At 58.9% G+C, this 25,425-nt stretch carries 31 protein-coding genes; 18 read left to right on the top strand and 13 right to left on the bottom strand.

The window, feature by feature from the left end; genetic code table 11:
- The first annotated feature begins 40 nt into the window (after nt 1-40).
- The gene (locus H8L67_RS04585) at nt 41-457 is read left to right on the top strand and encodes a hypothetical protein (RefSeq protein WP_220380568.1); all 417 of its coding nucleotides are present in this window, start codon (nt 41-43) and stop codon (nt 455-457) included.
- Here H8L67_RS04585 and rlmKL read toward each other — a convergent pair whose 3' ends face one another.
- Both rlmKL and H8L67_RS04575 read right to left on the bottom strand, forming a co-directional pair.
- Nucleotides 458-2,602, bottom strand: coding sequence for a bifunctional 23S rRNA (guanine(2069)-N(7))-methyltransferase RlmK/23S rRNA (guanine(2445)-N(2))-methyltransferase RlmL (gene rlmKL, locus H8L67_RS04580; RefSeq protein WP_220380739.1), 2,145 nt, complete (start codon nt 2,600-2,602; stop codon nt 458-460).
- A complete protein-coding gene (locus H8L67_RS04575) occupies nt 2,599-3,123 on the bottom strand; it encodes an alpha/beta fold hydrolase (RefSeq protein WP_220380567.1) in 525 nt (174 codons plus the stop codon). Before H8L67_RS04575 ends, rlmKL begins: the two co-directional genes overlap by 4 nt.
- 50 nt (nt 3,124-3,173) lie before the next feature.
- On the opposite strand from H8L67_RS04575, the gene H8L67_RS04570 reads away from it, so the two are divergent.
- From H8L67_RS04570 to H8L67_RS04560, 3 genes are read left to right on the top strand one after another with little or no spacing between them, the layout of a single operon-like run.
- Nucleotides 3,174-3,752: an N-acetylmuramoyl-L-alanine amidase gene (locus H8L67_RS04570; RefSeq protein WP_220380566.1), complete on the top strand. Its 579-nt coding sequence runs from the start codon at nt 3,174-3,176 to the stop codon at nt 3,750-3,752.
- Nucleotides 3,753-3,781: 29 nt separating this feature from the next.
- Nucleotides 3,782-4,660: an acyl-CoA thioesterase gene (locus H8L67_RS04565; RefSeq protein WP_220380565.1), complete on the top strand. Its 879-nt coding sequence runs from the start codon at nt 3,782-3,784 to the stop codon at nt 4,658-4,660.
- Between the two features lies 1 nt (nt 4,661).
- Nucleotides 4,662-5,048: a putative signal transducing protein gene (locus H8L67_RS04560; RefSeq protein ID WP_220380564.1), complete on the top strand. Its 387-nt coding sequence runs from the start codon at nt 4,662-4,664 to the stop codon at nt 5,046-5,048.
- A gap of 9 nt (nt 5,049-5,057) precedes the next feature.
- Here H8L67_RS04560 and H8L67_RS04555 read toward each other — a convergent pair whose 3' ends face one another.
- Entirely contained in the window at nt 5,058-5,627 is a 570-nt protein-coding gene (locus H8L67_RS04555; RefSeq protein ID WP_220380563.1) for an EF-hand domain-containing protein, read from the bottom strand.
- Between the two features lie 140 nt (nt 5,628-5,767).
- Here H8L67_RS04555 and H8L67_RS04550 point away from each other — a divergent pair, with 140 nt between their 5' ends.
- Both H8L67_RS04550 and H8L67_RS04545 read left to right on the top strand, forming a co-directional pair.
- A complete protein-coding gene (locus H8L67_RS04550) occupies nt 5,768-6,505 on the top strand; it encodes an arginyltransferase (RefSeq protein WP_220380562.1) in 738 nt (245 codons plus the stop codon).
- Nucleotides 6,502-7,758, top strand: coding sequence for an endonuclease/exonuclease/phosphatase family protein (locus tag H8L67_RS04545; protein ID WP_220380561.1), 1,257 nt, complete (start codon nt 6,502-6,504; stop codon nt 7,756-7,758). Before H8L67_RS04550 ends, H8L67_RS04545 begins: the two co-directional genes overlap by 4 nt.
- A 15-nt stretch (nt 7,759-7,773) precedes the next feature.
- On the opposite strand, the gene H8L67_RS04540 is transcribed toward H8L67_RS04545, so the two are convergent.
- Together H8L67_RS04540 and purT are read right to left on the bottom strand one after the other, a co-directional pair.
- Entirely contained in the window at nt 7,774-8,097 is a 324-nt protein-coding gene (locus H8L67_RS04540; RefSeq protein ID WP_220380560.1) for a hypothetical protein, read from the bottom strand.
- 9 nt (nt 8,098-8,106) lie between these two features.
- Entirely contained in the window at nt 8,107-9,312 is a 1,206-nt protein-coding gene (gene purT / locus H8L67_RS04535) for a formate-dependent phosphoribosylglycinamide formyltransferase (protein ID WP_220380559.1), read from the bottom strand.
- A 77-nt stretch (nt 9,313-9,389) separates the two neighbouring features.
- On the opposite strand from purT, the gene H8L67_RS04530 reads away from it, so the two are divergent.
- From H8L67_RS04530 to H8L67_RS04505, 6 genes are all read left to right on the top strand, one after another.
- The gene (locus H8L67_RS04530) at nt 9,390-10,298 is read left to right on the top strand and encodes a hypothetical protein (protein WP_220380558.1); all 909 of its coding nucleotides are present in this window, start codon (nt 9,390-9,392) and stop codon (nt 10,296-10,298) included.
- 85 nt (nt 10,299-10,383) lie between these two features.
- Nucleotides 10,384-11,268, top strand: a complete 885-nt coding sequence (locus H8L67_RS04525) for an SPFH domain-containing protein (RefSeq protein WP_220380557.1) — start codon at nt 10,384-10,386, stop codon at nt 11,266-11,268.
- Between the two features lie 5 nt (nt 11,269-11,273).
- Nucleotides 11,274-11,462 carry a type II toxin-antitoxin system antitoxin gene (locus tag H8L67_RS04520; RefSeq protein ID WP_220380556.1) on the top strand — a complete coding sequence of 63 codons (189 nt, stop codon included), beginning with the start codon at nt 11,274-11,276 and terminating at the stop codon, nt 11,460-11,462.
- On the top strand, nt 11,459-11,638 hold the full coding sequence (locus H8L67_RS04515) for a DUF4177 domain-containing protein (protein ID WP_220380555.1): 180 nt from the start codon (nt 11,459-11,461) through the stop codon (nt 11,636-11,638). The genes H8L67_RS04520 and H8L67_RS04515 overlap by 4 nt, the downstream gene beginning before the upstream one ends.
- Before the next feature lies 1 nt (nt 11,639).
- The gene (locus tag H8L67_RS04510; RefSeq protein WP_220380554.1) at nt 11,640-12,929 is read left to right on the top strand and encodes an alpha/beta hydrolase; all 1,290 of its coding nucleotides are present in this window, start codon (nt 11,640-11,642) and stop codon (nt 12,927-12,929) included.
- A gap of 4 nt (nt 12,930-12,933) precedes the next feature.
- Nucleotides 12,934-13,716: a M15 family metallopeptidase gene (locus H8L67_RS04505; protein WP_220380553.1), complete on the top strand. Its 783-nt coding sequence runs from the start codon at nt 12,934-12,936 to the stop codon at nt 13,714-13,716.
- On the opposite strand, the gene H8L67_RS04500 is transcribed toward H8L67_RS04505, so the two are convergent.
- From H8L67_RS04500 to H8L67_RS04480, 5 genes are all read right to left on the bottom strand, one after another.
- Nucleotides 13,717-14,397 carry a DNA-3-methyladenine glycosylase family protein gene (locus H8L67_RS04500; protein WP_220380552.1) on the bottom strand — a complete coding sequence of 227 codons (681 nt, stop codon included), beginning with the start codon at nt 14,395-14,397 and terminating at the stop codon, nt 13,717-13,719.
- On the bottom strand, nt 14,394-14,798 hold the full coding sequence (locus H8L67_RS04495; RefSeq protein ID WP_220380551.1) for a DUF423 domain-containing protein: 405 nt from the start codon (nt 14,796-14,798) through the stop codon (nt 14,394-14,396). The genes H8L67_RS04500 and H8L67_RS04495 overlap by 4 nt, the downstream gene beginning before the upstream one ends.
- Before the next feature lie 61 nt (nt 14,799-14,859).
- Nucleotides 14,860-15,933, bottom strand: coding sequence for an SRPBCC family protein (locus tag H8L67_RS04490; protein WP_220380550.1), 1,074 nt, complete (start codon nt 15,931-15,933; stop codon nt 14,860-14,862).
- Between the two features lie 109 nt (nt 15,934-16,042).
- Nucleotides 16,043-16,690, bottom strand: coding sequence for a response regulator (locus H8L67_RS04485; RefSeq protein ID WP_220380549.1), 648 nt, complete (start codon nt 16,688-16,690; stop codon nt 16,043-16,045).
- A 16-nt stretch (nt 16,691-16,706) separates the two neighbouring features.
- Complete coding sequence (locus tag H8L67_RS04480) at nt 16,707-17,879, bottom strand: sensor histidine kinase (protein WP_220380548.1); 1,173 nt, start codon at nt 17,877-17,879, stop codon at nt 16,707-16,709.
- 146 nt (nt 17,880-18,025) lie between these two features.
- Here H8L67_RS04480 and H8L67_RS04475 point away from each other — a divergent pair, with 146 nt between their 5' ends.
- The 6 genes from H8L67_RS04475 to H8L67_RS04450 are packed head-to-tail and all read left to right on the top strand — an operon-like array spanning nt 18,026 to nt 22,318.
- Nucleotides 18,026-18,631 (top strand): GNAT family N-acetyltransferase, encoded by a 606-nt coding sequence (locus tag H8L67_RS04475; RefSeq protein ID WP_220380547.1) that lies wholly within the window; start codon nt 18,026-18,028, stop codon nt 18,629-18,631.
- A complete protein-coding gene (minC, locus tag H8L67_RS04470; RefSeq protein WP_220380546.1) occupies nt 18,628-19,407 on the top strand; it encodes a septum site-determining protein MinC in 780 nt (259 codons plus the stop codon). The genes H8L67_RS04475 and minC overlap by 4 nt, the downstream gene beginning before the upstream one ends.
- 27 nt (nt 19,408-19,434) lie before the next feature.
- On the top strand, nt 19,435-20,244 hold the full coding sequence (gene minD / locus H8L67_RS04465; RefSeq protein ID WP_220380545.1) for a septum site-determining protein MinD: 810 nt from the start codon (nt 19,435-19,437) through the stop codon (nt 20,242-20,244).
- Nucleotides 20,244-20,510 carry a cell division topological specificity factor MinE gene (minE, locus tag H8L67_RS04460; protein ID WP_255556042.1) on the top strand — a complete coding sequence of 89 codons (267 nt, stop codon included), beginning with the start codon at nt 20,244-20,246 and terminating at the stop codon, nt 20,508-20,510. The genes minD and minE overlap by 1 nt, the downstream gene beginning before the upstream one ends.
- Nucleotides 20,511-20,520: 10 nt before the next feature.
- A complete protein-coding gene (locus H8L67_RS04455; RefSeq protein ID WP_220380544.1) occupies nt 20,521-21,009 on the top strand; it encodes a hypothetical protein in 489 nt (162 codons plus the stop codon).
- Between the two features lie 4 nt (nt 21,010-21,013).
- Complete coding sequence (locus H8L67_RS04450) at nt 21,014-22,318, top strand: amino acid permease (RefSeq protein ID WP_220380543.1); 1,305 nt, start codon at nt 21,014-21,016, stop codon at nt 22,316-22,318.
- 11 nt (nt 22,319-22,329) lie between these two features.
- Here the strand turns inward: H8L67_RS04450 and H8L67_RS04445 are convergent, their stop codons facing one another.
- From H8L67_RS04445 to H8L67_RS04435, 3 genes are read right to left on the bottom strand one after another with little or no spacing between them, the layout of a single operon-like run.
- Nucleotides 22,330-23,238, bottom strand: coding sequence for a DMT family transporter (locus H8L67_RS04445; protein WP_220380542.1), 909 nt, complete (start codon nt 23,236-23,238; stop codon nt 22,330-22,332).
- The gene (locus tag H8L67_RS04440; RefSeq protein ID WP_255556040.1) at nt 23,238-24,506 is read right to left on the bottom strand and encodes a multidrug effflux MFS transporter; all 1,269 of its coding nucleotides are present in this window, start codon (nt 24,504-24,506) and stop codon (nt 23,238-23,240) included. Before H8L67_RS04440 ends, H8L67_RS04445 begins: the two co-directional genes overlap by 1 nt.
- A 53-nt stretch (nt 24,507-24,559) precedes the next feature.
- Entirely contained in the window at nt 24,560-25,366 is an 807-nt protein-coding gene (locus tag H8L67_RS04435; protein ID WP_220380541.1) for a hypothetical protein, read from the bottom strand.
- Nucleotides 25,367-25,425: the final 59 nt, after the last annotated feature.

Here is a 25,425-nt window from a genome sequence, read left to right as displayed (position 1 = left end):
GCGCTGCGGCAGTCTGTGGCTTCGTTTGAGGAGATCCGCCATGCAAAGTCAACGTGGTTTTTTAGCCGGTACCGGCTTGATGATGTTGTTGAGCATGGGTGCCTGCGCCAGTGGCACCGGACCGGGCAAGCCGACAACCCCCGCACCACCCGCTGTCCGTTTGGAGGTCGGTACGCAGACAACCTTGTCAGCCGGCGCGAACGCTCTGCTTCCGGACGGCTCGCGCCTCACCTATCAAGGCATCGTCAACGATTCGCGTTGCAAACCGGGTGTGCAGTGCGTTTGGGCTGGCGATGCCGAGGCGCGATTTACGCACACGACGCGCGCTGGCACGTCGGAGATCTTCTCCATCCATACCGAACTGCAGCCGCGAACCAAAACATTGGGTGCCACCACCCTGCATTTGCGCGGCGTGGATTGGCAGACACCGCCGGTGGTGACGATCGAGTTGAAGTAATCAGCGCGCGGTGATTCGCCAAGCCCGATGAATTTTGCTGTTGCGTGCGAAGTCCACCGGGATCGTCGACGAGGTGATGTCTTCAAAATTTGCAAACGCACTCAAGGCTTCTGCGTCCAGCTTGAAGCGACGTGCATTGTTCGAAAAATACAAGACGCCGCCCGGCGCAAGTCTGTCCACGCACAGGCTAATCAACTCCACATGCGATCGCTGGACCTCAAAGTCTTCCGCACGCTTTGAATTGGAGAAGGTCGGCGGATCGCAAAAAATCAAATCGTATTGCGCACGCTCTTCCGCCAGCCATTGCATCACGTCCGCTTGAACAATCCGGTGCTGGCGTCCCGCAAGGGCATTCTCTGCCAAGTTGTCCTCCAACCATTGCAAATAGGTGCCGGATAGATCGACGCTGGTGGTATTTCGTGCACGACCCAATGCGGCTTGGACGGTGGCCACGCCGGTATAGCAGAACAAGTTCAGAAAACGCGTGTCTTCGGCCTCATCGTGGATCCGCTTCCTGAGCGGCCGATGGTCCAGAAACACACCCGTATCCAAGTAGTCGAAAAGATTGACGCGGATACGTGCGCTGCCCTCCTCCACCACGATGAATTCATTGCGCTGGTCGAACTGGCCGTATTTGCTGCCGCCTTTGGCAATGCGACGTGTTTTCACGGCGACGTGCTCGCGATCCACGGCAAAGACTTCGCGTACCGCCGACAGCAGATCTGCGAATCGCTTGCGCGTAATTGCTTCCGGAATTTCCGCCGGCGCCTGGTACTCCTGCACGTGAATCCAGTGCGCCTGACTGCCGGATTCGGTATAGACGTCAACCGCCGCAGCGTATTCCGGAATATCGGCATCGTAGGCTCGCCAGTTGCCGATATTTTCGCGTTGCCGCCAAGCCTTGCTGTTCTTCAGGTTTTTGCGCAGACGATTCGCCACCATATGTGCGCCTTCCGACAATTCGGCCGGTTCGGCGACCGGTCGCGGCGCCTGCTTCATTCGCTCAATGACCAACAGGCTGCATTCCAATGCGCCATTACGCAGTGGATAGGCCTTCTTCCAACGAAGACCGATGGCCTTGGCCAAGGATTCACTGCCGCACAAAATACTGCCCGACCATTCCGGCGCGATACGTTGCAAGGCATCACCCAATGCCCGGTATTCGCCAGGATTGGATTCAAGGCGCTTGTCATAGGGCGGATTGCACACCACCAACCCGCTGACCAAATGCATCGGTGGCAAATCGGCGACATCCATTTGTGTGAACACACAGGCGTCTTGGATGCCTGCACGCTGTGCGTTCTCGCGGGCACTCTCTATCGCTCGTGCATCCAAATCACTGCCAAAGAACACCTGCCGCAACGCGGCGAGACCGGCATCCGCACGCGCCTGCGCTTCGTCTTGAAGCGATTTCCACACAGCGACCAGCAGGCCCATCCATCGGGTCGGTGGCAATCCTTGATGCCGTTGCAAACCCGGCGCAACATCGGCGGCCATGAGTGCGGCTTCGATGACCAGCGTACCGGCGCCGCACATCGGATCGAGCAGTGCCCCGCCATCGGCGTACACCTGCGGCCACTTGCCGCGCATCAACATGGCGGCCGCAAGATTTTCCTTCAGGGGCGCCGCGCCTTGCGCCGACCGCCAACCACGCCGATGAAGCGACTGCCCGCCCAAATCGATCGAGAGCGTTGCTTGTCCTTTTTGCACGACCAAATCCACGCGCACGTCCGGCGACTCCGTGTCCACGTCCGGGCGCACGCCGGTTTGGGCACGAAGCTGGTCCACGATCGCGTCCTTGACGCGCAGGGCCGCATATTGCTCATGCTTAAGCGCGTTACCCGAGACATGCGCGTTGACGGCGAAACTCGCAAGCAGCGGAATGTGTTGCTCCCAATCGATCTTTGAAATCGCCTCGTACAAGGCCTGCTCGTCTTCGCAGGGAAATTTCGCCAATGGCCACAGCACACGACTGGCGAGGCGCGACCACATGACGGCGCGCATGGCATTGTCCAAAGACCCTGTCGCGTTGACGCCTGCACGTGCCGCGGTGGCTGTCGCGCAACCCATTGCAAGCAACTCATCGACCAACAGGTACTCAAGGCCTTGCGCACAGCTGACAAAAAATGACGAGGTGGTGTTCAGAGTCTTTCCAGGAAGTGTTGGAATTGCATGCGGGTGGTGTCGACATGGTCGGACAATCGATGACTGTCGTTGACCAATAGCAGGCTGTCATTGCGTGCCTTCGCCCACTCAATGACGTCGGTCGCCGGAATCAGTTCGTCATGCCAGCCGTGGATGATCGCAGTGGGCACCTCCGCGGCGCGCAACGGGTGTTCGTCGTTGAGCGAAATGGGGGGCGCCATCAGGTATAGCCCCTTCACCGGCACCTTCAAGCTGGTATGCCCCGAGATATAGGCACCCAGGCTGGACCCGGCCAAAACGACGGGCCCTTTCTGGGCCGCCGCTTGCGCCAGCGCAAGGAGATGCGCCAAGCGCGCATCGACATCACCCAAGGGGCTGATGTCCCGCTTTGCGTCGTAGCCGGTGAAGTCCGGTCGCTCATGGGTCCAACCACAGGCTTCGGCAGCTTGGGCCAAGGCGGTGACCTTGGTGGCGTCCGGCCCGCTCTCGAAGCCGTGCGAAAGAATGCAATGACCCTTCATGCCATGGATTGAACGCGATAAAAGTGAATGATGAATGCTAGCATCCAGCTATGCCAGACTGCCCTGATATCCAGCGTTTGCCCCTGCCCTATGCGCACAATCTGGAGATTCGTGCGCTGGACGCGGTGAGCTTAGTGGTGATGCATTGCACGGAATTGCCCGATTTGGCCACGGCGCGCGAATTCGGTGAGCGGATTCACTACACCGAAAGCCAAACCGGCAACAGCGGGCATTTTTATATTGATCTGGACGGCAGTGTGCATCAGTGGGTGCCGTTGGATCGAGTTGCGCATCACACGCGCAATTTCAACGCGCAGTCCATCGGGATTGAATTGGTGAACATCGGTCGCTATCCGAATTGGCTTCATTCCCGCCACCAGACAATGGCTGCGGCGTATACGCCGGCACAACTGTCGGCGCTGGAAGGCTTGCTCGGCTTTTTGACGGTGCGCGTCCCCTCGCTGCGCCACATCGCCGGCCATGAGGATTTGGACCTGACCCGCGTGCCTGCGGAAGACAACCCTGACATTGAGGTGCAACGCAAGCTCGACCCGGGCCCGCATTTCCCGTGGCAACAGGTGCTCGACAAGACCCGATTGACCCGGCTGGATAGCGCCCGGCCGCTATAATAGCGAGTCTAAAAATTCGCGAATTTGAAATGAGCCCTGCCGTCTCTGAACTGGTCGAACTGCTCACCCTCGAGCGCTTGGAAGACAACATCTTCCGCGGACAAAGCCGCGACATCGGTACCAAATACGTCTTTGGCGGCCAGGTACTGGGGCAAGCCTTGTCCGCCGCGCAAATGAGTATGGATCCGAGCCGCTCTCCGCGCGCAGCGCATTCGTTGCATGCGTACTTTCTACGCGCCGGCGATATCGACGCCCCGATTCTCTACACCGTGGATCGCACACGCGATGGCGGCAGTTTCTCGGTTCGGCGGGTGACGGCCATCCAACACGGCCAAGTGATTTTCTTTGCAGCTGCCTCTTTCCAGCATGAGGAAGAAGGTGGCACGCACCAGCTGTCGATGCCGGAAGTACCGCAGCCTGACGACATTGCACCGCCCGCGCCAATTTCCGCCGAAGTGATGGCGACGCTGCCCACCAAGGTCCAACGCTGGTTGGATCGCGCCGGGCCGTTCGAATTCCGCCCTGTCTACCCGCGCGACGAACTGAATCCACCCAAGCGTCCACCGTTTCAGCAGGTGTGGTTCAAACTCAACACGCGCGTGCCCGACGAACCCGAACTGCATCGCGCCCTGCTCGCCTACGCATCGGATTTCCATTTGCTCGGCACGGCCAACTTCCCGCATGGCATCAGCTATTACCAGCCCAACGTCCAAATGGCTTCGTTGGATCACGCCATCTGGTTCCATCGCCCTTTCCGCGCCGACGAGTGGTTGCTGTATTCGATTGACAGCCCCAGTGCACAGAACGCACGCGGGCTGGCACGCGGTCTGATTTACGACCAAGCCGGACGATTGGTCGCAAGCACGGCCCAGGAAGGCATGATTCGCGTCATGCCGACGGAGGGCTGATATGCGCCAAGTATTCTCGAGTCGTCGATTGGAAAATGTCGAAGGCGTGGCAAAGCTCTTGGAAGACGCCGGGATCGAAACCCGCACGTACAACGGTCGCAGCTACAAAGGCAACCACCGCCATGCCTTCAGCTATCGCGAAGGACAAGACCACACACCGCAGGCCGAACTGTGGGTGGTGAAGAGTGAAGACCTGCCGAAGGCGCGCGAAATCCTACGTGAAGCCGGTCTGCTTGAAACAACGCGGCCGGCTTATGTGCCGGCCGCGTTTGCCGGAACCTCAGCACCCGAAACACCGAAGACACCGGAACAACGCGCGTTGAAGCTCAAAATCGCCTTTTTGTTCGCCTGCGTCATTGCGATTGCACTGATGCTGATTTTCCGCTGACGACAAAAATTACTTCGTCGGCTGCGACATCATGCCGGGCTTGCCGTGCATGTCATGCATGCCACGATGTTTGCCCATACGTCCTTTGCCACCCATGTGACCGGCCTTCATTTCTTCCATAGAAATGCTGCCGTCCTTGTTGGTATCCATGCGCGCAAACATTTCGTCTTGGCGACTAGCTTGCTTTTGCGCACGCTCGGCTTGCTTGCGGGTATGGAATGATTGCATTTCAGCCTTGCTGATTTTGCCGTCTTTGTTGCTGTCGACTTCGGCGAAATGCTGTTGCTGCATTTGCGCGCGTTTGGCTTCGAATTGTTTTTTCATGGCGGCGCGATCGGTGGCGTCGATGTAGCCGTCTTTATTGACATCCATCTTGTCAAAACCGGCAGCCATGCGCGGATTGGCGGCGACTTCCGCCTTGCTCAATTTGCCGTCTTTGTTGGTATCGAGCTTCGACATGCGGTCTTGACGCACTTGGCCGTCGCGCATCGGCGCGCTGGCTTGGGTTGCAGCTTGACCGGCCGCGAGCGCGGCACCCGCAATCAGCACTGCGGGGATCATCAGTAGTGCACGTTTCATGTTGGTTTCCTTTGGTCTGGTGGCGTGTCCACACAGGCATCAACGTCCGGACCATTCGCACGGTTGACCCTCCGACCGACGCATTCATGAACGGTTGCAGCGGCTGGCGTCGTCTCGCGCCGGAATGCGAGAATCCATTTATGGCCGTCGACGATGAATTGCGGATCTACCGCACCGGTTTCCACACCTGCGGATACTGGAAGGATCGTTTTGCGCGCGATTTGCTTTTGGATCCGCGCGAGCCCCGGCTGGATGCGATTTATCCGCTGGCCCTGTCCTGGGGGTTTCGACGCTCCGGCGACATGGTGTATCGCCCAGACTGTGTCACATGTCGCGAATGCAAGGCCGTACGCATTCCTGTGGCGCGCTTCGAGCCCGACCGTGCACAACGCCGCTGTCTGAAACGCAACGCAGATATCCAAGTGCGGGTTGTTGCCGCAGAACGAACCGACGAACAATTCGATCTTTATCACCGGTATCTGCAGGCGCGCCACAAAGACGGCGGCATGGACGACCACGTTGAAATCGACTTCGACCGTTTCATGGTGAGTGACTTCGCACAGACACGTTTCATCGAGATGCGCTTGGCAGAAGGGGCGCAGGCCGGCCGGTTGTTGGGTGTCGCTGTGACCGATGTTTGCGAAGAAGGACTGTCTGCGGTCTATACCTTTTTTGATCCGGCCGAGCGCTATCGAAGCCTCGGCACCTTCGGCATCCTTGAGCAACTCGCATGGGCGCGCCGGGAAGGATTGCCGCATGTGTACTTGGGCTATTGGATTGCCGGCCATCCGAAGATGGACTACAAGCGACGATTCAAGCCACTGGAAACCATCGAACAGGGACAATGGCGGGACTTGGACCCGGAGGCAGGTACATGAACAAACCATTCGCGATAGCGCTGCTCGGTTGCGCCGCCGCCCTGACCGCCGGTTGTTTGCGCATCGTCGTACATGGCGACCCGACATTGGCGGCGGAGCGGATGCCGAAGACCGTGGTGCGCGCATTCAAGGCGGCGATGCCGCCGGTACGGATTGCGACCTACAACGTCTCGCTGCATGGCAACGCCGCCGGCGAGCTCGTCAAGCGTCTCGAGAAGGACGATTTGAACGCACGTCGAATCGCCGCCGTGATTCAAAACGTTCGTCCGGACATCGTGCTCTTGAACGAATTCGATTACGACGCGGAGGGGCGCGCGGCCGACCTGTTCCAACGCCGCTATTTGGAGCAGCCGCAGCTGGGCGAAAAAGCGATCCACTATCCGTATCGATATTTGGCCGCGGTCAATACCGGCGTTGCCAGTGGATTCGATCTGGACCGTGACGGCAGCATCGGCAAGTCCGGCCGCGCATACGGCAATGACGCGTGGGGATTTGGTCTGTATCCCGGTCAATACGGCATGTTGCTCCTGTCGAGATACCCGATTGATGCGGCGCGGATTCGTAGCTTCAAGCACCTGAAATGGTCAACGATGCCGGATGCGAAAGCGCCGGTCATCATTGCGACCGGGCAACCCTGGTTTGCCACGGCGGCATGGCAGAAGATGCCGGTTTCATCAAAATCGCACTGGGATGTGCCGGTGCAAACACCGCAAGGTGAAATCCACGTGCTGGCATCGCATCCCACGCCGCCGTCATTTGACGGAGCTGAAAACCGCAACGGTCTGCGCAACAAGGCCGAATTGGATCTTTGGAACGCCTATCTGTCCGCGCCGGACGCCCGTTGGCTGTGCGACGACGGCGGTCAGTGTGGCGGCTTGAAGCCGCAGGAAAGTTTCGTGATCTTGGGCGATTTGAATGCCGACCCTCAGGATGGTGACGGCGAGCATGCCGGCATTGCGAACTTGATTGCGCACCCGCGCGTTGCCAAATACGCCGCACCGGAAAGCGATGGGGGCGCAAATACCGCCCTCAAGTACGCGCGCACCCGCGCCGGCAATGTACGCACGCACACCGCAGACTTCGGTCCGACAGTCGGGACGTTGCGGGTGGATTATGTGTTGCCTTCCGCAGACTTCGATGTTTTGCGGTCAGGCGTGTTCTGGCCCGTGGCGCCCAATCCCAAATCCCAATGGGTCGGCGCCAGTGATCACCACATGGTCTGGCTGGACATCCGAACGCCGCTGCCCAAGTAAGGCGACGTCGATCTATCAAAGGCTGAGATTGGCGGGTGCGGTGGCCATTTCTTCGGGCGTGCGCACCCGGAAGCCGAATCCGGCGCCGTCACCGTGTGCGGAAACGATCATGCGCACCATGTTCATCGGAATCATGAGTTCAATGTCGGTGACTTGACCGTTTGCGTCTTTGCCTTCGATGGTCAGTTCAACGAGCGCGCCTGCGGTATCGACTTCTTTGCAAACGAAGAAGTGCTCCGCACCTTCGCCCTCACCCTTTTGCATCAGCGGCAACGCCGGCGCGCCCAAGGCCTCGATGGCCGGCGGAAACAAGTAGACGATATATCCGGACGTGGTCACTGGGACTCCTCAGCTGTCTTTGAATTCGATGGCAATGGCTTGCGCACCTTGCCGTGCGATGGCGCGTGCCTCGTCACAGGATTCTGCACGCGCCAACGTGACTCCGACGCGACGATAGCCCTCCACGCGCGGTTTGCCGAACAGGCGCAAGGCGGTATCCGGTGCCTTCAACGCCACTTCAATATTTGAAAAACACGGCACGCCATGGCCGCGCGCGAGCAACGCCGCACTGGCGGCCGGCCCCAGGTTCGCAATATTTCCGTCCGCATCCGCACCGACCGGCAATCCGAGAATGGCGCGCGCATGCAACGCGAATTCGCTCAAGGTCTGCGACACCAACGTCACCAGTCCGGTGTCGTGCGGACGCGGAGACACCTCCGAGAACCAAACGTCATCGCCCTTGACGAAGAACTCCATGCCGAAGACGCCATGCCCGCCCAATGCGGTGGCGACTTTATCCGCCATCTCACGCGCGCGGGCAAGCGCCAGGGGCGGCATCGGCTGCGGCTGCCAAGACTCGATGTAGTCGCCGTCTTGTTGCAAATGCCCGATGGGCGCGCAAAACGCCGTTCCGCCGGCATGGCGCACGGTCAGGAGCGTGATCTCGTAGTCGAAATCAATGAAACCCTCGACTATGACCCGCCCTGCGCCCGCACGTCCTCCGGACTGCGCGTAGTCCCATGCCTTTTGAATGTCATCGGTGTGCTTGATGGTGGATTGTCCTTTGCCCGACGAAGACATGACCGGCTTCACCACGCAGGGCAACCCGATGCGAGTGACGGCGGCCTTGAAATCTTCGACATTCTCGACGAACGCAAACGGCGACGTCGGCACACCCAGTTCGACAGCAGCCAATGTGCGTATACCTTCGCGATCCATCGTGAGTCGCGTGGCGCGCGCCGTGGGCACGACCCGCAATCCGAATTCCTGCTCCATCGCTTCGAGCGTCGGTGTATGGATCGCTTCGATCTCGGGCACCACCAAGTCGGGCTGTTCGGCTTCGATCAGGGTGCGTAGGGCGTTCCCGTCCAACATATCGATCACATGACTGCGATGCGCCACTTGCATGGCCGGTGCATTGGCATAGCGATCGACGGCAATCGTCTCGACGCCAAAGCGCTGCAATTCAATGGCAACTTCCTTGCCCAGCTCACCACTGCCCAACAACATGACGCGAAAGGCTGACGTGGTCAGCGGAGTCTTGATATCGACCATAAAAAGCCACCTGGGAATGTGCCACAAGTTTAGCGTTTGGATACCGTTCCGACATCGCTTCTGTCATGCTTTGGGGGATGCGTCGTCTGCTTTTTGTCTCCACCGTTTCTTTGGGATTGTTGGTTGCGTGCAAGCAAGGCGTGCCCGTGGGCGACGGTGTACAGCTCGTCGGGATTTCGACCAACAAAGCCTTGGATGAAACCAGCGGCATCGCTGCTTCACGACTGGATCCGAACCGGTTGTGGGTGCTTGATGACAGCGGCAATCCGCCCAACCTTTACGCCATCACACCCGGTGGAAGTGACATCGGCACCTGGCATGTCGAGGGCGCCGACAAAAAGGATTGGGAAGACATCGCGAGCTTCAGCGATCACGGTAAAAACTGGCTCCTGGTGGCCGACACCGGTGACAACGGCGGAATTCGCAAGCGCGTCCGGCTGTTGTTTATCGAAGAGCCCTCTTTGGGCGACAAGCCCGGCGTGCTCAAACCGGCCCGGATCGTCGATGTCGTGTGGCCGAACGGCCCTCGTGACTGTGAAGCGGTCGCGGTCGATCTGACACGACGGGAAGTTGTGCTGATCACCAAGAAGCGACAACCGCCGTTGGTCTACACGGTGCCGCTCGATGTCGAGGACGGTGAAACCGTCACCGCGAAGTTGATCGCCAACCTGCCCCACGTGCCGCGTCCCAGCGCGAAAGACATCGCCAACAATCCAAAGCTTGCGAAGCTGTCGGTACAAGTCACTGCGGCCGATATCAGCCCCGACGGATTGTCGTTGGCGGTTTTGACGTATCGCCATTTGCTGCTCTACAAACGTGCCACAGCCAAGACCTCTTGGGCGCGTGCGACCGAACAACGTGCCCCGCAAGAGCTCTCCATGCCGCTCTTGCCTCAGCCGGAAGCCCTGGGTTGGGCCACGGACGGCCAGTCGCTCTATGTCAGCGGCGAGATTTCGCCCACCCTGATTTACCGCCTCCACCCCTGAAATACGGCGCCGTGACGGGCCCTGGGGTTAGACTTGCTCATCAGATATCATTTTGATATCATTTGAACATCAACGGAGAAAACTCATGAAAGAACGCGAAATCGGCTCCCTCCCGGGCATCCCCTTCCTCCTGTGCGTCCTGGTCTTGGCCATCGTGTCGGCTTGGATGTTCGTCACCGGCATCGGTCCGGATCCGGACAATGCCGGCGTCAATTCGCTCGCCAAAGTCTTCGGCGGCATCGTGCTTGCCACGCTGTCGTTCCTGAGCTTGATCGGTCTCTACAAAGTCGAGCCGAACCAATCGGTCGTTTTGAGCCTGTTCGGCAAATACGTCGGCACGGTCAAGGCCAACGGTTTGCGCTGGAACAATCCGTTCTATGCCAAGCGCAAAGTGAGCCAGCGGGTCCGCAATTTCGAGAGCGGCAAGTTGAAAGTCAATGAGTTGGACGGCTCGCCCATCGAAATCGCCTCGGTCATTGTTTGGCAAGTCGTGGATGCTTCCGAAGCGGTTTACAACGTGGACGAATACGAGACCTTCGTGCACATCCAGTCCGAGTCCGCACTGCGCGCGATGGCCACCAGCTATCCGTACGACCAACACGAAGAAGGCCAATTGTCGTTGCGCAGCCATGCGACGGAAATCGGCGAACACTTGAAGAAAGAACTGCAAGAACGTCTGGCCGATGCCGGTGTGCAAGTGCTCGACGCACGTATCAGCCACTTGGCCTATGCACCCGAAATCGCCCAAGCCATGCTGCAGCGTCAACAGGCCAACGCCATCATTGCGGCACGCACCCGCATCGTCGCCGGTGCCGTCGGCATGGTGGAGATGGCTTTGCAGGAGCTTCAAAAGAACGGCGTGGTGACTTTGGACGAAGAGCGCAAAGCACAAATGGTCAGCAATCTGCTGGTGGTGTTGTGTGGTGAACGCTCGACCCAACCCATCGTCAACGCCGGTTCCTTGTACTGATTGCAATGAGTGAGAAAAAGGCCTTTCCGCTGCGCATCAATGCCGAAATCATGGCGGCGACGCAGCGCTGGGCGGATGATGAAATCCGCAGTCTGAACGCGCAGATCGAGTATCTGTTGCGTGATGCCTTGCGTAAAAACGGTCGCCTGCCCAAGCCGGACGTGCGACCCGTCAACCAGGAGGATTCACAATGAGCACACGCTGGACGTTTCAAGTCGTTGAAATCAAGCCCGACGTTTGGGGCCGGATGAAAGCCCCGGTCATGCAGGAACAAATCAACAAGATGGGCGCACAAGGCTGGGAACTGGTGAATGTCGTCAGCCATGGACTGGCCGCACCGATGTACGCTTTCTTCAAGCGCGAGGCTTGACATGAAACGCCTCCTTCCCATCGTCTGCGCGGCTTTTGTGGCGACCACAGCCACGGCGCAAGTGGCGCCCGAGCGGGCGAAAGCGATCAGCACCACCCTGCTTGATCACTTGGATGCCGGCCGCTTCGAGCAAGCCGAGGCCATGTTTTCAGAATCCATGAAAACCGCGGTGCCGCTCGACAAAATGAAAGCCGCTTGGGGCTCGATGGCGGGCGCCGGGACGCGCGGTGATATCCGACTCGTTCAAAAAAACACCAGCCAAATTGCCTTGGTGCCCATGCACCGCGGGAATCAAGACTGGCAAGCGACGGTGTCGATTGATGCCCAAGGAAAAGTCGAAGGGCTCTTCATTCAACCCCAGCAAGCCCGTGCACCGGTTCAAGCCGTTCCTGCCAATGCGCATTTCAGCGAACGTGAACTGACGGTTGGATCTGGCGCAGACGCCCTTCCCGCGACCTTGGCGATGCCCAAGGGAACTGGGCCCTTTCCGGGGGTCGTCTTGGTGCACGGCTCAGGTCCGCAAGACCGCAACGAAACCGTCGGCGCCAACCGCCCGTTTTTGGACGTGGCGCGTGCTTTGGCCGACCAAGGGATTGCCGTACTGCGTTACGAAAAGCGCAGCAAAGCCATGCCCGAATGGTATGCATCGCATCCGGTGACCATCGACAGCGAAACAACAGATGATGCGGTGATGGCCCTTGCGACACTTCGCGCGCAGCCCGGCATCGATAAGAAACGCCTGTTTGTTTTGGGCCATAGCCAAGGGGCGATGCTCGCGCCGAGAATCGGGCAGCGTGATGGCCAAGTCGCCGGATTGATTCAATGGTCCGGACCTGCACGAAAGCTGGTGGAAGTCTTGCCTGAGCAAATGCGCTTCATGGGCAAGACGGGCAAAGTGCCCGCTGAAAAAACGGAAGAGAACATCCGGCTATTGGAAGCCGCCATCAAGATGTTTCGGGATCCGGGTTACCGAGGACCGTCCCTCATGGGGCAAACCGCCGACTACTGGCGCAGTGTGGATACAGTCGACCCAGTGAAAGACACCCGCGCGTCCAAATTGCCTGTGCTGTTGCTGCACGGCGGTCGTGATTTCCAAGTCAGCGACACCGATTGGCAGCTTTGGCAAAAAAACCTCCGCGGCGATAAGCGCATCGAAATGAAACGCTATCCCACGCTCAATCACTTGGGCATTACCGGCACCGGCGAGCCGAATGCCGCTGAATACTCGGCGCCCGGCCACGTGGACGCCGCGATGATCAACGACATCGTCGCCTGGATCAAGCGACATTGAATGCATGTCGACCTTGAAACTGCATAACCACGTATCGTTTGAAGCACTGCCCGCGCGCCTTGCACGAGCCAGTGCATCGTCGCACGCACGAGCCCTCGCGCTCTCAACTTGGCTGTTGAAACGAAAGCGCGATGGTCGTTTTCTTGCGGCCGTCGATACGCGCGGACAAATGCAGCGATTGGCGCCCATGCGCGCATCCGAAGTGCTGGCGTTGGAAAAGTTTGCGAAACAGATTCAAGCCGCTGGCAGATCGACGGGTCATACGCTCCCACTCGCCGGTCTCGAGCAGCGACTACGCATGCTCGGATTGTCGTCCGAGGACTACGCTCACCGCACCGGGTTGCACCTCATCGCTGAACCCGCCACGCTCGACTTCGCCGGATGGGATCGCTATCAACGTCCGCTTTGGTTGACGCGTGATACGGCGCGCGCATGGCATCAAATGGGTGTGGCCGCACGGCGGGACGACGTCCATCTTGAGGCAGTCTCCGGCTATCGCGGTCACGATTATCAGCTGCGCATTTTTGAACGCAAGTTGGGGCGCGGCCAACCCGTTGAAGACATTCTCCGCGTCAATGCTGCGCCCGGTTATTCCGAACATCACTCTGGTCGCGCGTTGGATATCTCTAGCCTGGGTGAGCCGGCTGCGGAAGAAAGTTTCGAGCGCACCGATGCTTTCCAATGGCTGTCAACGCACGCGCCTACATTCGGCTTTCGATTGAGCTATCCGCGCAATAACCCTCATGGCATCGTCTACGAGCCATGGCATTGGTATTACATCGGATGATCAGCTTTGCGAGCGTTTCACCGGTACAGCGTCGGCTTGCTTGAAGTCAGAAATTCGCCATAAATAGAACGACGCTTGCGTGCGCCAAGGGCCCCAGATTTCACCCAAGAGCGCCGCTTCTTTCGGCTTGGGCATGTCGGGCAATTCGCGCAATATCTGGATGCCGCGGCGAATGCCCAAATCATCGACGGGCAACACATCCTGACGGCCGAGTCTGGACATCAGCATCATTTCCACAGTCCAGCGCCCTATCCCGCGCACCGGCACCAAGGCGGCGATGATGTCGTCATTGCCCATGGTCGCCATACGACGCGTTGTCGGAATCTCGCCATCCTGCTCCCGCCGCATCAGGTCACGCAGCGCAAGGGTTTTGTTTCCCGAAACACCGCAGGCACGCATCCCCGCGTCGTCAATCGTGGACAGAGTGTCGCAATGCAGTCGTGTGCTGCCGATAGCGTTTTCCAACCTTCCGACAATGGTGCCTGCAGCTTTGCCGGAGAGCTGTTGATACAAAATGGCGCGTGCCAGCGCATCCACCGGATCGAACGGTTTTTTCCAGCCCGGGTTATTACCCAAAGCCCCAACGCGCTTGATCCAGCGACCCAATGCAGGGTCTCGCTTGGTCAGTACCCGGTTGGCCTGCGCGGCATCATACCCACGCACGTGGCGCACAGCGCTCATCGCCAAAACCGGTTGATCGCTACCCAAGCCCAAGCGAGCATCAACATCGAGCCACCCAAGGGTGCCAAAACCGTCGAGAGACCCAACAGCGCCCCGGCAATGACAGAACCCGAGAACAACACGGTACCGACCAACATCAACATCAACGCATAGCGATCATTGGGAATCACCGCCTGCATCGCCAGCGCGGTCGCGACGGCGCCATGCAACAGCATGAAGGTCGCGGCATTCATCGCACTTGCGCGCACATGCTCGATATCCGTGCCTTGCAATTTCCCCGCATGCGCGATCACCGCGGAGAGTGCCACCGCACACAAGGCCAGTACTGCCCCGCTGCCACCCAATACACGCTGCATTCTCACGGCGCGCCGTGCGGCTTCCAGTTGTGTGACGTGACTCATCGTGTCCTCCAAATACAAACGCCGCGAAAATCGCGGCGTTTGCTTCAACAGTGTTGTCAGATCACTTCTTGATCGGCCAGTAGGTATCGAACTGTGCCGAGCCTGCAGTGAACGACAGATCCGTTCCGCTCTTGTACACGTCAAACGGACGGTCGGCAATCTCCATGCCACGCACCATGGTCCAAGCGCGCAGAGATTCACGCGTCAGCTGCAACGAGTTGAAATCTGCGTTGGCAATCGAGGTCATGGTGGCGCGACGCGCCGGAATCTTGAGGAACTTCACCGGTGCAGCGACGCTCATGGTCGGGATTTGACCCGGTTGCACGCCGGCCTTGGTCACCGGTTGAACCAGATCGTAGCCGTAGTTGGCCGAGTTGTAGTCGGTGGTGACCAAGCGATAAGGACCGGCTGCTTGCAGACCATTGGCGGCGAGCGTGCGCGAAATCCATTCCTGGTTCTTCTTAACCGACAGCCAGACATCGGAGATGTCGTTGTTCAACGTGCCCGAGCTGATCACCAGCACGTCTTCGGCCGGCAGTTCAACCACTTTCGGCGGAGCCAACGGAACGGTCATGCGGTCGTACGGCATGTTCGGGATGTCAGACAACAAGCTGGTCAACTTGCGCAGACCCATCTTCATGTCTTCGCCCATGTAGCTCTTTGCGTACATACCGGCGTAGCGACCGATCAGGTTGAAGCCGTATTCGACATCGTAGGTTTGCTTGATTTCAACTTTGCGACCGTTTTCGTTCGGCGTCAGGATGAACGAAGACTTCTTGTTGTTGCCCATATCTTCGTTCACCAGCGCGAAATCAATGCGCTTGCCCGGTTCGTTACCGGTGATGGTCCAGCTGCCCTTGCCGACTTCACGCACTTTGGAGGTGTACTCGATTTTTGCGCCCTTGCCTTCGGCCGGACCGGAAATCTTGTACTGCGCGGCCGGATCACGCATGAACACCGCGTTCCAATCCTTGAAGCGGCCGAAACCGTTCAACATGTCATAGACGACAGTCGTATTGCGATTGGTGTCGACGGTCTCTTCAATGTGGCGCTTCGAAGGAAGCACGACGCCCATCAAAAGGAAGAACACGGCCACGATAGCAACCGACACCATTAGTTCTTTGAACAGCTTCATTCAGCAAATCTCCGGGGGCAACCATCCGGCTGCCAAGGGCAGGAAACAGGCATCGTAGCAAATGCCCTGTTTAAGCGAAATGGGGGAAACCGCGAAGGCCGTCGAATCTTCAGACCAATTTGGCTTCCAGGGCCTTGAGAACGGCACGCGTACGATCACGTACGCCCAATTTGGACAGGATATTCGACACGTGATTCTTGATCGTCCCTTCGGCAACACCCAAGGAGTTGGCGATTTCCTTGTTGGAAAACCCGCCCGCCATGAACCGGAGGATCTCGGTTTCCCGTTCGGTCAGCGGGTCCGGTTTGTCCAAGCTGGCAAACCCGGTCTGCATGTGCTCAAGCCCCGACAGGAGCTTTTGCGTAACTGTCGGCTGAACCAAGGAGCCGCCACTGGCCACGGTCCGGATTGCACCCACCAATTGCTCTAGCGAGACGTCTTTCAACAAGAATCCGCGTGCCCCGGCTTTGATACCGGCCAAGACCAGTTGGTCGTCATCGAAGGTGGTCAAGATGATGGTGGGCGGCAACATGCCGAGCCGCGACAGCGACTGGATGGCCTCGAGACCTGACAACACCGGCATGCGCATGTCCATCAGCACGACATCCGGGCTGACATCAGGGATCATCTCGATGGCTTGCTTGCCGTCCGTCGCCTCGGCCACGACTTCAATGCCTTCCGCTTCAGGCAAAGACAACAAAGAACGGATGCCCTGACGGACAAGGGTTTGGTCATCCACGAGCATGATTTTGATCACGCGATTCTCCTGTGTTTCAAGCGGTCATGGCCTGAAGCGGTAATGTAACGATGAGCGCAAAGCCTTGGCCCGGCGCGGTTTGGATGTCGAGCTTGCCGTCCTGCGCTTTGATGCGTTCCCGCATCCCGGACAGACCGTTGCCGGCGGTCACCAAATCGGCACCTTGGCCGTTGTCGCGGGCGGTCAAGTGAATATGGCCTTCGCGCACTTGCACGGAAATATGCAAGACGGAAGCCCCGGCATGTCGGACGGCATTGGTGATGATCTCTTGTGTGGTGCGCAGGATCACGTGGGCCAGATCCGGATCTTCCACCCGGAGCGCCTCCTGCACGTCGAGTTCGACCGACAAGCCGGGGACATTCTCCGCGAGCGGCCGCAGCGCCGTCGCGAGATCGATGCCGCCGTTTTCACGCATGTTGCTGACCGCTTCGCGCACATCGGTCAACAGCAATTTCGCCAGCGTGTGCGCTTGTTTGACGTGGTCCCGGGTTTTCCCGTCGGCCAAATGTCCGGCCACTTCGAGATTCAAGCTCAGCGCGGTGAGGTGATGACCGAGCAAATCATGCAACTCACGGGAAATTCGGGTGCGCTCGTTGACGCGCGCGCTTTCTGCCAACAACGCCCGCGTGGCCCGGAGCTCGGAATTCAGGCGCCGCTGTTCTTCCCGGGCCGTGGCCTGTTGCATCGCAACAAACGCGGTGACAAACACCAAACCCGAGAACCCCACATACAGCAAGGCCTGAATGACCGCCAAGATGGGGGAGTAATTCATCGCCATGACGAAAAGCGGCACGAACGCCAGGTTGCCGGCCAGCATCCAGACCAATCCCACCCGGACGCTCAAAATCCACGGCAACAAGGCCGCCATGACCATCAGCAAGACACTTCCGAGACCCGTGGCCGAAAAATAGCTGACACCGATGGCGCAAACGGTCATGACCAACAGTGCGGCATGATCAATCCAGCGGGGCTCCCGGCGCCCGATGCTGCGCGTGATCCACCAGTAGCAGACACCGAAGGTGAAATAGACGACCAGCCAAGGCATGATCCGGCTCCATACGGACTCCCCTTCCTCCAAGCGGAGGTAGTCCGGATCCAGCCATGCATTCAGCAGCCAACAACCGACAAGCGCCCACGTCACCATCCCGACGTAGCGCAGCAGTTGTATATGGTTCAGCTCTCGCATCATGCCCAATGGTACGGGGAATTTCTGAAGCAAATCACCCGCCGGAAGTCACGGAACCGGTTGCCCGCGAACATTCTTCGAGGCGCGCGCGTGGCATAATGTGCGGAAGTCGCCAAAGGCGGCTTTTCGCTTTTCAAACGGAGTGTGGAATGTCGCTTGTCATTCGCGACGTGCAAGAACATGAGTTGGTTCGCGTTCTTGAACTGAACAACGCAGCAGCAGGCCCTTCCATCAATGCTTTGGATCTGGATCGACTCCGCCGGTTTCATTCCGGGGCCGAATACTTTCGTGTTGCAGAAAAGGACGGAGAGATCTTCGCCTTCCTGGTCGCGTTCGGATATGACGCACGCCACGACAGCGACAACTTCGGCTGGTTCCAGCAAAACATTGACGAACCCTTCTTGTATATCGACCGCATCGTTGTCGATCGCGCGCAGCGGGGCAAAGGCACCGGTCATGTTTTTTATGCCGACGTGCAAACCTATGCCGAAATGCGCTACCCGGTGTTGGCCTGCGAAGTATTCCTCGTAGAAGGCTTCAACCGCGCCTTGCTCTTCCACGGCAGTTTGGAATTCCAAGAGATCGGTCAGTGCCCGCAAAACGAGCGCACCCGCGCGGCCATGTTGGTCAAAAACATGTGTAGCCACGCGTGGATCGCCGATACTTATGGCAAGAATCTCCCCGATTTGCCGTGGGTGGGCCATCCCCGCACCGAGTGGATCGACAAACGCACGAAAGGAACCGGTACCCGATGACATTGCCTGATTATTCGCTCGCGGGCGACGTCAAAATCGGCCAAGTCGGGATTGCGAACCTCAGGCTGCGTACCTTCGATATCGAGAAACTCGCGCTGGAAATGCGTGATCGCGTCCAACGGGCGCCCAAACTGTTTGAACGCGGCGCGGTCATTGTGGATTTCGGCGGTCTTGCCGAGCTGCCCAGTGTCGAGCAAGCCGGCGCCCTCATCGAAGCGCTCCGTCGCGAAGGGGTCCGCCCGGTCGCCATCGCCTACGGCAGCCCTGAAAACGACGCGCTGGCGCAAGCTTTGGGCTTGCCGACGCTGGCGAAATTCCGCGCCAGTTATGAACGCGCGGGTGGCGAGCCCGACGTGCCACCCGCACCTTCACCGGCACCAAAGTCGGCGTCGGCGCCGGTCGCCGCTAATCCGGTGACTGCCCCGTCTGCGGCAGCGTCCAAAACCTCTCAGGAAGGTCTGGTCATCACCCACCCTGTCCGTTCCGGGCAGCAGGTGTATGCCGAGCACCGCGACCTCACTGTCGTGGGCACGATCAGCATGGATGCCGAGGTGATGGCAGATGGCTCGGTGCACGTCTACGGCCCCTTGCGCGGTCGTGCTTTGGCCGGTGCGCGTGGCGACACTTCGGCACGCATCTTTTGCAACGAATTCAATGCCCAGCTCGTGGCCATCGCCGGGCACTATATAGTGTTGGACGAAGTGCCGGAAACACTGATCGGTAAAGCCGTTCAAGTGTGGCTGGAAAACGACAAAATTCAAATCGCCGCGCTCTGAAGCGCAGCACGAACAGGAGACTGCAACTTGACCGAAATCATCGTCGTGACATCCGGCAAAGGCGGCGTCGGTAAGACGACCTCCAGCGCAAGCATTGCAACGGGCTTGGCCCGCCGCGGCAAGAAAGTCGCCGTGATCGACTTCGACGTCGGCCTGCGCAATCTTGACCTCATCATGGGTTGCGAACGGCGCGTGGTTTACGACTTCGTCAATGTCGTGACCGGCGAAGCGACGCTCAAACAAGCGCTGATCAAAGACAAACGCTTCGATACGCTCCATGTGTTGGCCGCCTCGCAAACCCGCGACAAAGATGCCCTGACCCAGGAAGGTGTCGAGCGCGTATTGAATGATTTGAAGGCCGAGGGCTTCGATTACATCGTGTGCGATTCGCCGGCCGGCATTGAAAAGGGCGCGTTTCTTGCCATGTATTACGCCGACAAAGCGGTCGTCGTTGTCAATCCGGAAGTGTCCTCTGTACGGGACTCGGACCGCATCCTCGGTCTTCTGGCATCGAAGACCAAGAAAGCGATCGACGGCGGACGTGTCGAAGAGTTTCTGCTGTTGACACGCTATAGCCCGGCGCGCGTCGAAAAGGGCGAGATGCTCGGCATCAATGACGTGGAAGAAGTGCTCGGCTTGAAGGCGATCGGCGTCATTCCCGAATCCACCGATGTCTTGAATGCCTCCAACAAAGGCGAACCGGTCATCTTGGAAAACAACTCCGATGCCGCCATCGCCTATGACGATGCCGTCGCCCGCCTGATGGGTGAATCGCGTCCGATGCGCTTCCTGCAAGCCGAGAAAAAAGGCTTCTTCAGCAAGATGTTCGGAGGTTGATGATGGGTTTGTTCGACTTCCTCAAGCCCCGCAAAGACACTGCGCTTGAAGCAAAAAGCCGTTTGCAATTCATCATTGCCCAACAACGTGATTCACGTGATCCGCACGACCTCGAAATTCCGCCGGAATTCAAAGTCGAGTTGATGGCTCTGATTCAAAAGCACTTCCACATTCCGGACAGTGCGATTTCGGTCACCAAGGAAAAACACGGCGATTACGACGTGCTCGATATTTCGATCGAGCTGCCGGAAACGAAAGAAGACTGATCCCGTCGCCATGCGTGCAGACGATGTTCTCCGGGTGCGGCAAATTGATTTTGCCGCACTGTCTGCATTGTTACTGCGCTACGACCTGCAGCTTCGTCTGATTGCAGACGGCGACCCCATCCCCGGCAGCTATTGGGGTGACGACGAAGCGGGCATCATCGGCCACGACGTCTATGTTCGCGCCGACACGCCCGTACACTCCGTCTTGCACGAAGCAGGCCATCTGATTGTATTGCCACCGGAAAAGCGCGCCGGTGTTCATACCGATGCCACGGACTCCATCGACGAGGAAAACGCGGTGTGCGTGCTTCAAGCGCTGTTGGCGGACGCCCTGCCCGGCGTAGGACGCCACCGCATCTTGGCCGACATGGACGCCTGGGGTTACACCTTCCGCTTGGGAAGCGCACAGGCCTATGTGGAGCAGGATGCCGCGGACGCTTGGACGTGGCTGGCATCGCGCGGCTTGATCGACGTCAACCATCAACTCTCTATAAAGTAACGCCATGTCATCCAACGCCGATACCGACGACTCGCCGACCCGGCAAGTCGCTGCACGCCCCCTTGGCCTGTGGTCTGCCACCGCACTCGTCGTCGGCAGCATGATCGGCAGTGGCATCTTCGTTCTTCCGGCGTCTTTGGCGGAGTTTGGCGGCGTCAGCCTGTTGGGCTGGGCCGTCACCTTGTCAGGCGCGATGATGCTTGCCCTCACCTTCTCCAAGTTGGCCACGCGTTGGCCGCAATCGGGCGGGCCTTATGTGTTTGCGCGGAACGCTTTCGGCGAGACGCCCGGATTTCTGGTGGCCTGGAGTTACTGGGTGTCGGTGTGGTGTGCCAATGCCGCCATTGCCGTTGCCTTTGCCGGAGCGCTCGGTGCGCTGTGTCCACCGCTCACGGCCACACCGATGCGTGCCGCGGCATGTGCTGTGGGAGGCCTGTGGCTGTGCGCCGGCGTGAACCTGATGGGCGTACGCGAAGCCGGTCGCGTGCAACTTTTGCTCACTGTCCTGAAATTCGTGCCGTTGCTCGCGTTTGCAGGCATCGCCATCTGGTGGGTGGATGGCGCACACTTTGTGCCCTTCAATCGAAGCGAGTTGTCGATGTCCGGCGCCGTCCATGCGACCGTCGCGCTCACTTTGTGGGCCTTGCTCGGCCTCGAAGCCGCGACCGTGCCGGCAGGCTCGATAGACAATCCTGACCGAACCGTGCCGCGCGCCACCGTGATCGGTACGTTGTTGGCCGGGGTCGTCACTGTACTTGCTGTGACATCGGTGCTCGGCATCGTTCCCGCCGAATCGTTGAAGCATTCCGCTGCGCCCATGGCCGATGCGGCGGGACTGCTCTGGGGGCATTGGGCCGCCATTGGTATTGCGCTGGTGGCTGCGGTGTCGTGTCTGGGCGCTTTGAACGGCTGGGTGTTGATTTCGGCGCAAGTCCCGTTGGCCGCTGCCCGGGATGGCTTGCTGCCTGCGGTGTTCGCCAGGGTGGATCGCCGTGAAACGCCGCGATTCTCCATTCTCGCCAGTAGTGTGTTGGCAACCGCGCTGGTGTTGTCCAACTACACGCGATCATTAGTGTCGTTGTTTACGTTTTCGATCTTGTTGTCCACCGCTGCGACATTGCTGCCCTATTTCGCCGGCAGCGCAGCTTGGCTTCGCACCGGGGAAAGCAAAGGCCGCGTCATCGCCTTCATCGCATTGCTTTATAGCGCCTATGCCTTGCTTGGCACGGGCCATGAAGCGCTGCTGTGGGGCGGCATTCTGCTCTTGTCCGGCTTGCCGATTCACCTGTGGATGCGGCTGAAGCGATAACCGCTTGTGTCTCAGGGTAGCCAGCGCTGGCGGTGCCACCAGCCGGTGATCTGTTCTTCCCGCAACAAGGTGAACAAGCCCGCGACGAGAATGACGGCGATGCCAAGCCAAGTGAATCCGTCTACCGTCTCTTTGAACAGGAAATAGCCCAAGAAAACCGCCCACAGCATCTGCGAATATTGAATGGGCGCAACTTGGTTGACCGGTGCTTTCAAGGTCGCCATCATCAAAAACAGGCCGCCTGCCGCCGATAACAAACCGTAGCCGACGGTTTTCAGGGTCATGTCCATGTCCATGCCCTTCCACTGGGTGATGGACAGGCAGCCGCCGATAACGATACTGCCGACCAACGTGGTCGTGAAAAGCGTGATACGACTTTCCGTGTCGCCGGCCTTTCTCACCAGCACCACGCTCGCTGCGCCGCACAAGCCGGCCAATACGGCGCCGAAATGCCCGATGTTGAGTTCACGAAAACCGGGGCGCAACACGATCAAAACCCCTGCAAATCCCGCGGCAACGGCAAGCCATCTGCGCCAACCCACGTGTTCGCGCAAAAAGATGACCGACAACAACGTAACGAAAATCGGCATCAGGAAGATCAATGCAAACGCTTCAGGCATGGACAGCCGCTCGAAGGCCCAGATGGCGCCGATGGTATTTAGGACGCCGAAAATCAGCCGGAGAAACCAAATCAACGGTCGTCGCGGGGCGATGATGTCGCGCCATTGCCCGCCGGTGCGTAACACCAAAGGCACGACGACCAAACCGCAAAGGCTGCCTAGAAACATCAGCTGGAACGGCGGAACGGCGCCGCCCAACAGTTTGATGAAGGCATCACTCCACGAAAAAGCGGCGTAGGCCGCCGCACCGTACAACAGGCCCGTTGTTGTCTGCGAACGAAGCGTCGTTGCGTTTGCCATCACAATTCATCCAAGGGTTGCAACGCGGCCGCATCCGGCGTCGAACGCAACGCCAAACGCTTGCCACGAATCAAATCAAACCGCCAAATCAACCAACCGGAAATCAACATCGCCGCACTGCCATAAGCCAGCGTCAAGGCGGACCCCGACAGCAAGGGCGAAACGACACCGGCAATCAATGCGTTGGAAAGCAATGCAATAAAGGCCTGTACCGATGATGCGCCACCGCGCATGGAAGGAAACAAATTCAAATTCGCGAGCGTAATGATCGGCGAGATCAGCGCGATCGACAATGACGTCAGCATGATCGGAATCAACACCCAGGGTAATGCGGGTGGCATCCAAAGATTGAGTGCGATGTTCGACAACGCGGCGATGAGTCCCAGCGCAAAACCTGCGCGCATCTGCAAATGACCACTCAAGCGACCGGCCAATCTACCGCTCAGGAATGCACCCAAAATCATGCACGCAATCACCGGCACGAAGAACAGGTAGAACTCTTGCGGCGTTCGCTTCAGATGTTTCAGCACCAAGGCGGGTGCGGACGCGATATACAGAAACAGTCCCCCGAAATTCAACGCGGCGATGACCGACAGGCGACGAAAGCGGCCATTGGAGAAGATCGTCCAATAGCTTCGCAATAGCGGCTTGATCGCCAATTGTGTTCTGCGGGATTCGGGATGGGTTTCCGGCAAAGCGGCCGCCGTCGCCAGCAACAAACCCAAAGACAAGGCCACGAGAAAATAAAAGATTCCCGGCCATCGGCTGAAACCGATGATCCAACCGCCGACGATCGGTGCGATGGCGGGGGCGACACCGAAGACCATGGAAACGTGGCTCATCAGCCGCTGGGCATCGGCGCCTTCGAATAAATCACGGATCACGGCACGACCGACGATCAATCCGACGCCGGCGCTCAAGCCCTGCAGCGCGCGAAAGACCAACAGCATTTCCAACGTCGTCGACAAGGCGCAGCCGAGCGACGCCAAGCCGAAGCAAAACAACCCTACGGAGATCACCCGCTTCCGTCCCAGCGCGTCGGACAAAGGCCCGTGGAACAAGCTCATTCCCGCATAAGCGAACAAGTACACGCTGATGGTCTGTTGCAGTGCGAGGTCGTTCGCAGAGAACGCACGGCCAATCTGCGGGAATGCCGGAAACACCGTATCGATTGAAAAAGCACCGAGCATAGCCAAGCAGCCCAACAACGGGGCAAGCAATCGCGCCGCTTTGGCTTGACCACCTGTGCTGCCTTGATGCGAATCCAATGCCCCTTCCACCTGTCCCGTGCGAATGCGACAGGTAGTTTAACGAAGGCCCGTCACGGCACCGATTTGGCTTTGGCGTTGTCGCCGGAACGCTGCGAGGTCGCGCTTCCCTGTGTCGATGCCGAAGTCGTTGCAGGTGCCGCCTGCCGGCGCACAGATTCGATCCGTGCCGCCGATTCGAGTGACACCGCTTCCGCGCGCTTCGTGTCCGGCCAATAAAGGAATACGAAATCCCCTACGGCACCAAGCATGCGTGCGGTGCCGGGTTCGGGCGATTGTGCACCCGCAAACGTCACGCGGACACTGTGTCCGCCACCGCGCCGGACGCTTTCGGCTTTGTTGACTGCGACAACCATGGAAGAGCACAGGCTTAAGGTCAGTACGCCATACATGACCGCGCCGATAGCAGTGAAGCCGCCCCAGCCGATTTTGCGGCGCATCCAGCCGGCGAAACGATCGGGGTTTTCCGGAAGCAGCATCCGCTTGATTCGAGAGCCCATCCTGAAGGCCGGGTAGCCGGCGGGATCACGCAACCAAACACGATGCGGCCAACTCACCCATTGGGCCATGAAGTAGGCGAATACGACCACGACGATATTCGACGGATCACGCAGTCCCGCGGTTAGATAATCGCTTGGCGACATGTAATCCAGAATCGCGACGCCGAAACTTTTGAAAAACCAATAACTTCCCCAAACGCCTAGCACGGAGATGGAAAGGTAGGCCAGGGTAATGGCGTGCGCCGGGTCTTCTTTCAGCTCTTCGACCAACCAGGCCCACCACCTTGGCGGCCGCGCCAGTTGGGCGACGGCTTCGGCCTCATAGGCGGGGGTTTCCGGCGGCGGCGGGTTAGCATTCATATCGGCATGGTAGCGGATGCAAAGGTATAATCGTTCGCTAAGTTGTGGGAAAAGCGGCG

This window comes from Lysobacter soyae, assembly GCF_019551435.1.
Classification (GTDB): Bacteria; Pseudomonadota; Gammaproteobacteria; order Xanthomonadales; family Xanthomonadaceae; genus Solilutibacter; species Solilutibacter soyae.
Note: the sequence above shows the minus strand (reverse complement) of the source record. Positions and strands in the feature narration are given on the sequence as shown.

What these genes read in the sequence shown, in the direction of transcription:
- H8L67_RS04585 (WP_220380568.1), top strand. Translation starts at nt 41, where the DNA reads ATGCAAAGTCAACGTGGTTTTTTAGCCGGTACCGGCTTGATGATGTTG.
- H8L67_RS04495 (WP_220380551.1), bottom strand. Translation starts at nt 14,798, where the DNA reads ATGAGTCACGTCACACAACTGGAAGCCGCACGGCGCGCCGTGAGAATG.
- H8L67_RS04510 (WP_220380554.1), top strand. Translation starts at nt 11,640, where the DNA reads ATGAAACGCCTCCTTCCCATCGTCTGCGCGGCTTTTGTGGCGACCACA.
- H8L67_RS04505 (WP_220380553.1), top strand. Translation starts at nt 12,934, where the DNA reads ATGTCGACCTTGAAACTGCATAACCACGTATCGTTTGAAGCACTGCCC.
- H8L67_RS04490 (WP_220380550.1), bottom strand. Translation starts at nt 15,933, where the DNA reads ATGAAGCTGTTCAAAGAACTAATGGTGTCGGTTGCTATCGTGGCCGTG.
- purT (WP_220380559.1), bottom strand. Translation starts at nt 9,312, where the DNA reads ATGGTCGATATCAAGACTCCGCTGACCACGTCAGCCTTTCGCGTCATG.
- H8L67_RS04550 (WP_220380562.1), top strand. Translation starts at nt 5,768, where the DNA reads ATGGCCGTCGACGATGAATTGCGGATCTACCGCACCGGTTTCCACACC.
- H8L67_RS04455 (WP_220380544.1), top strand. Translation starts at nt 20,521, where the DNA reads ATGCGTGCAGACGATGTTCTCCGGGTGCGGCAAATTGATTTTGCCGCA.
- H8L67_RS04520 (WP_220380556.1), top strand. Translation starts at nt 11,274, where the DNA reads ATGAGTGAGAAAAAGGCCTTTCCGCTGCGCATCAATGCCGAAATCATG.
- H8L67_RS04475 (WP_220380547.1), top strand. Translation starts at nt 18,026, where the DNA reads ATGTCGCTTGTCATTCGCGACGTGCAAGAACATGAGTTGGTTCGCGTT.
- H8L67_RS04450 (WP_220380543.1), top strand. Translation starts at nt 21,014, where the DNA reads ATGTCATCCAACGCCGATACCGACGACTCGCCGACCCGGCAAGTCGCT.
- H8L67_RS04480 (WP_220380548.1), bottom strand. Translation starts at nt 17,879, where the DNA reads ATGATGCGAGAGCTGAACCATATACAACTGCTGCGCTACGTCGGGATG.
- H8L67_RS04445 (WP_220380542.1), bottom strand. Translation starts at nt 23,238, where the DNA reads ATGGCAAACGCAACGACGCTTCGTTCGCAGACAACAACGGGCCTGTTG.
- H8L67_RS04560 (WP_220380564.1), top strand. Translation starts at nt 4,662, where the DNA reads ATGCGCCAAGTATTCTCGAGTCGTCGATTGGAAAATGTCGAAGGCGTG.
- H8L67_RS04555 (WP_220380563.1), bottom strand. Translation starts at nt 5,627, where the DNA reads ATGAAACGTGCACTACTGATGATCCCCGCAGTGCTGATTGCGGGTGCC.
- minC (WP_220380546.1), top strand. Translation starts at nt 18,628, where the DNA reads ATGACATTGCCTGATTATTCGCTCGCGGGCGACGTCAAAATCGGCCAA.
- H8L67_RS04525 (WP_220380557.1), top strand. Translation starts at nt 10,384, where the DNA reads ATGAAAGAACGCGAAATCGGCTCCCTCCCGGGCATCCCCTTCCTCCTG.
- H8L67_RS04500 (WP_220380552.1), bottom strand. Translation starts at nt 14,397, where the DNA reads ATGAGCGCTGTGCGCCACGTGCGTGGGTATGATGCCGCGCAGGCCAAC.
- H8L67_RS04565 (WP_220380565.1), top strand. Translation starts at nt 3,782, where the DNA reads ATGAGCCCTGCCGTCTCTGAACTGGTCGAACTGCTCACCCTCGAGCGC.
- H8L67_RS04575 (WP_220380567.1), bottom strand. Translation starts at nt 3,123, where the DNA reads ATGAAGGGTCATTGCATTCTTTCGCACGGCTTCGAGAGCGGGCCGGAC.
- H8L67_RS04435 (WP_220380541.1), bottom strand. Translation starts at nt 25,366, where the DNA reads ATGAATGCTAACCCGCCGCCGCCGGAAACCCCCGCCTATGAGGCCGAA.
- H8L67_RS04515 (WP_220380555.1), top strand. Translation starts at nt 11,459, where the DNA reads ATGAGCACACGCTGGACGTTTCAAGTCGTTGAAATCAAGCCCGACGTT.
- H8L67_RS04570 (WP_220380566.1), top strand. Translation starts at nt 3,174, where the DNA reads ATGCCAGACTGCCCTGATATCCAGCGTTTGCCCCTGCCCTATGCGCAC.
- H8L67_RS04545 (WP_220380561.1), top strand. Translation starts at nt 6,502, where the DNA reads ATGAACAAACCATTCGCGATAGCGCTGCTCGGTTGCGCCGCCGCCCTG.
- minE (WP_255556042.1), top strand. Translation starts at nt 20,244, where the DNA reads ATGATGGGTTTGTTCGACTTCCTCAAGCCCCGCAAAGACACTGCGCTT.
- H8L67_RS04530 (WP_220380558.1), top strand. Translation starts at nt 9,390, where the DNA reads ATGCGTCGTCTGCTTTTTGTCTCCACCGTTTCTTTGGGATTGTTGGTT.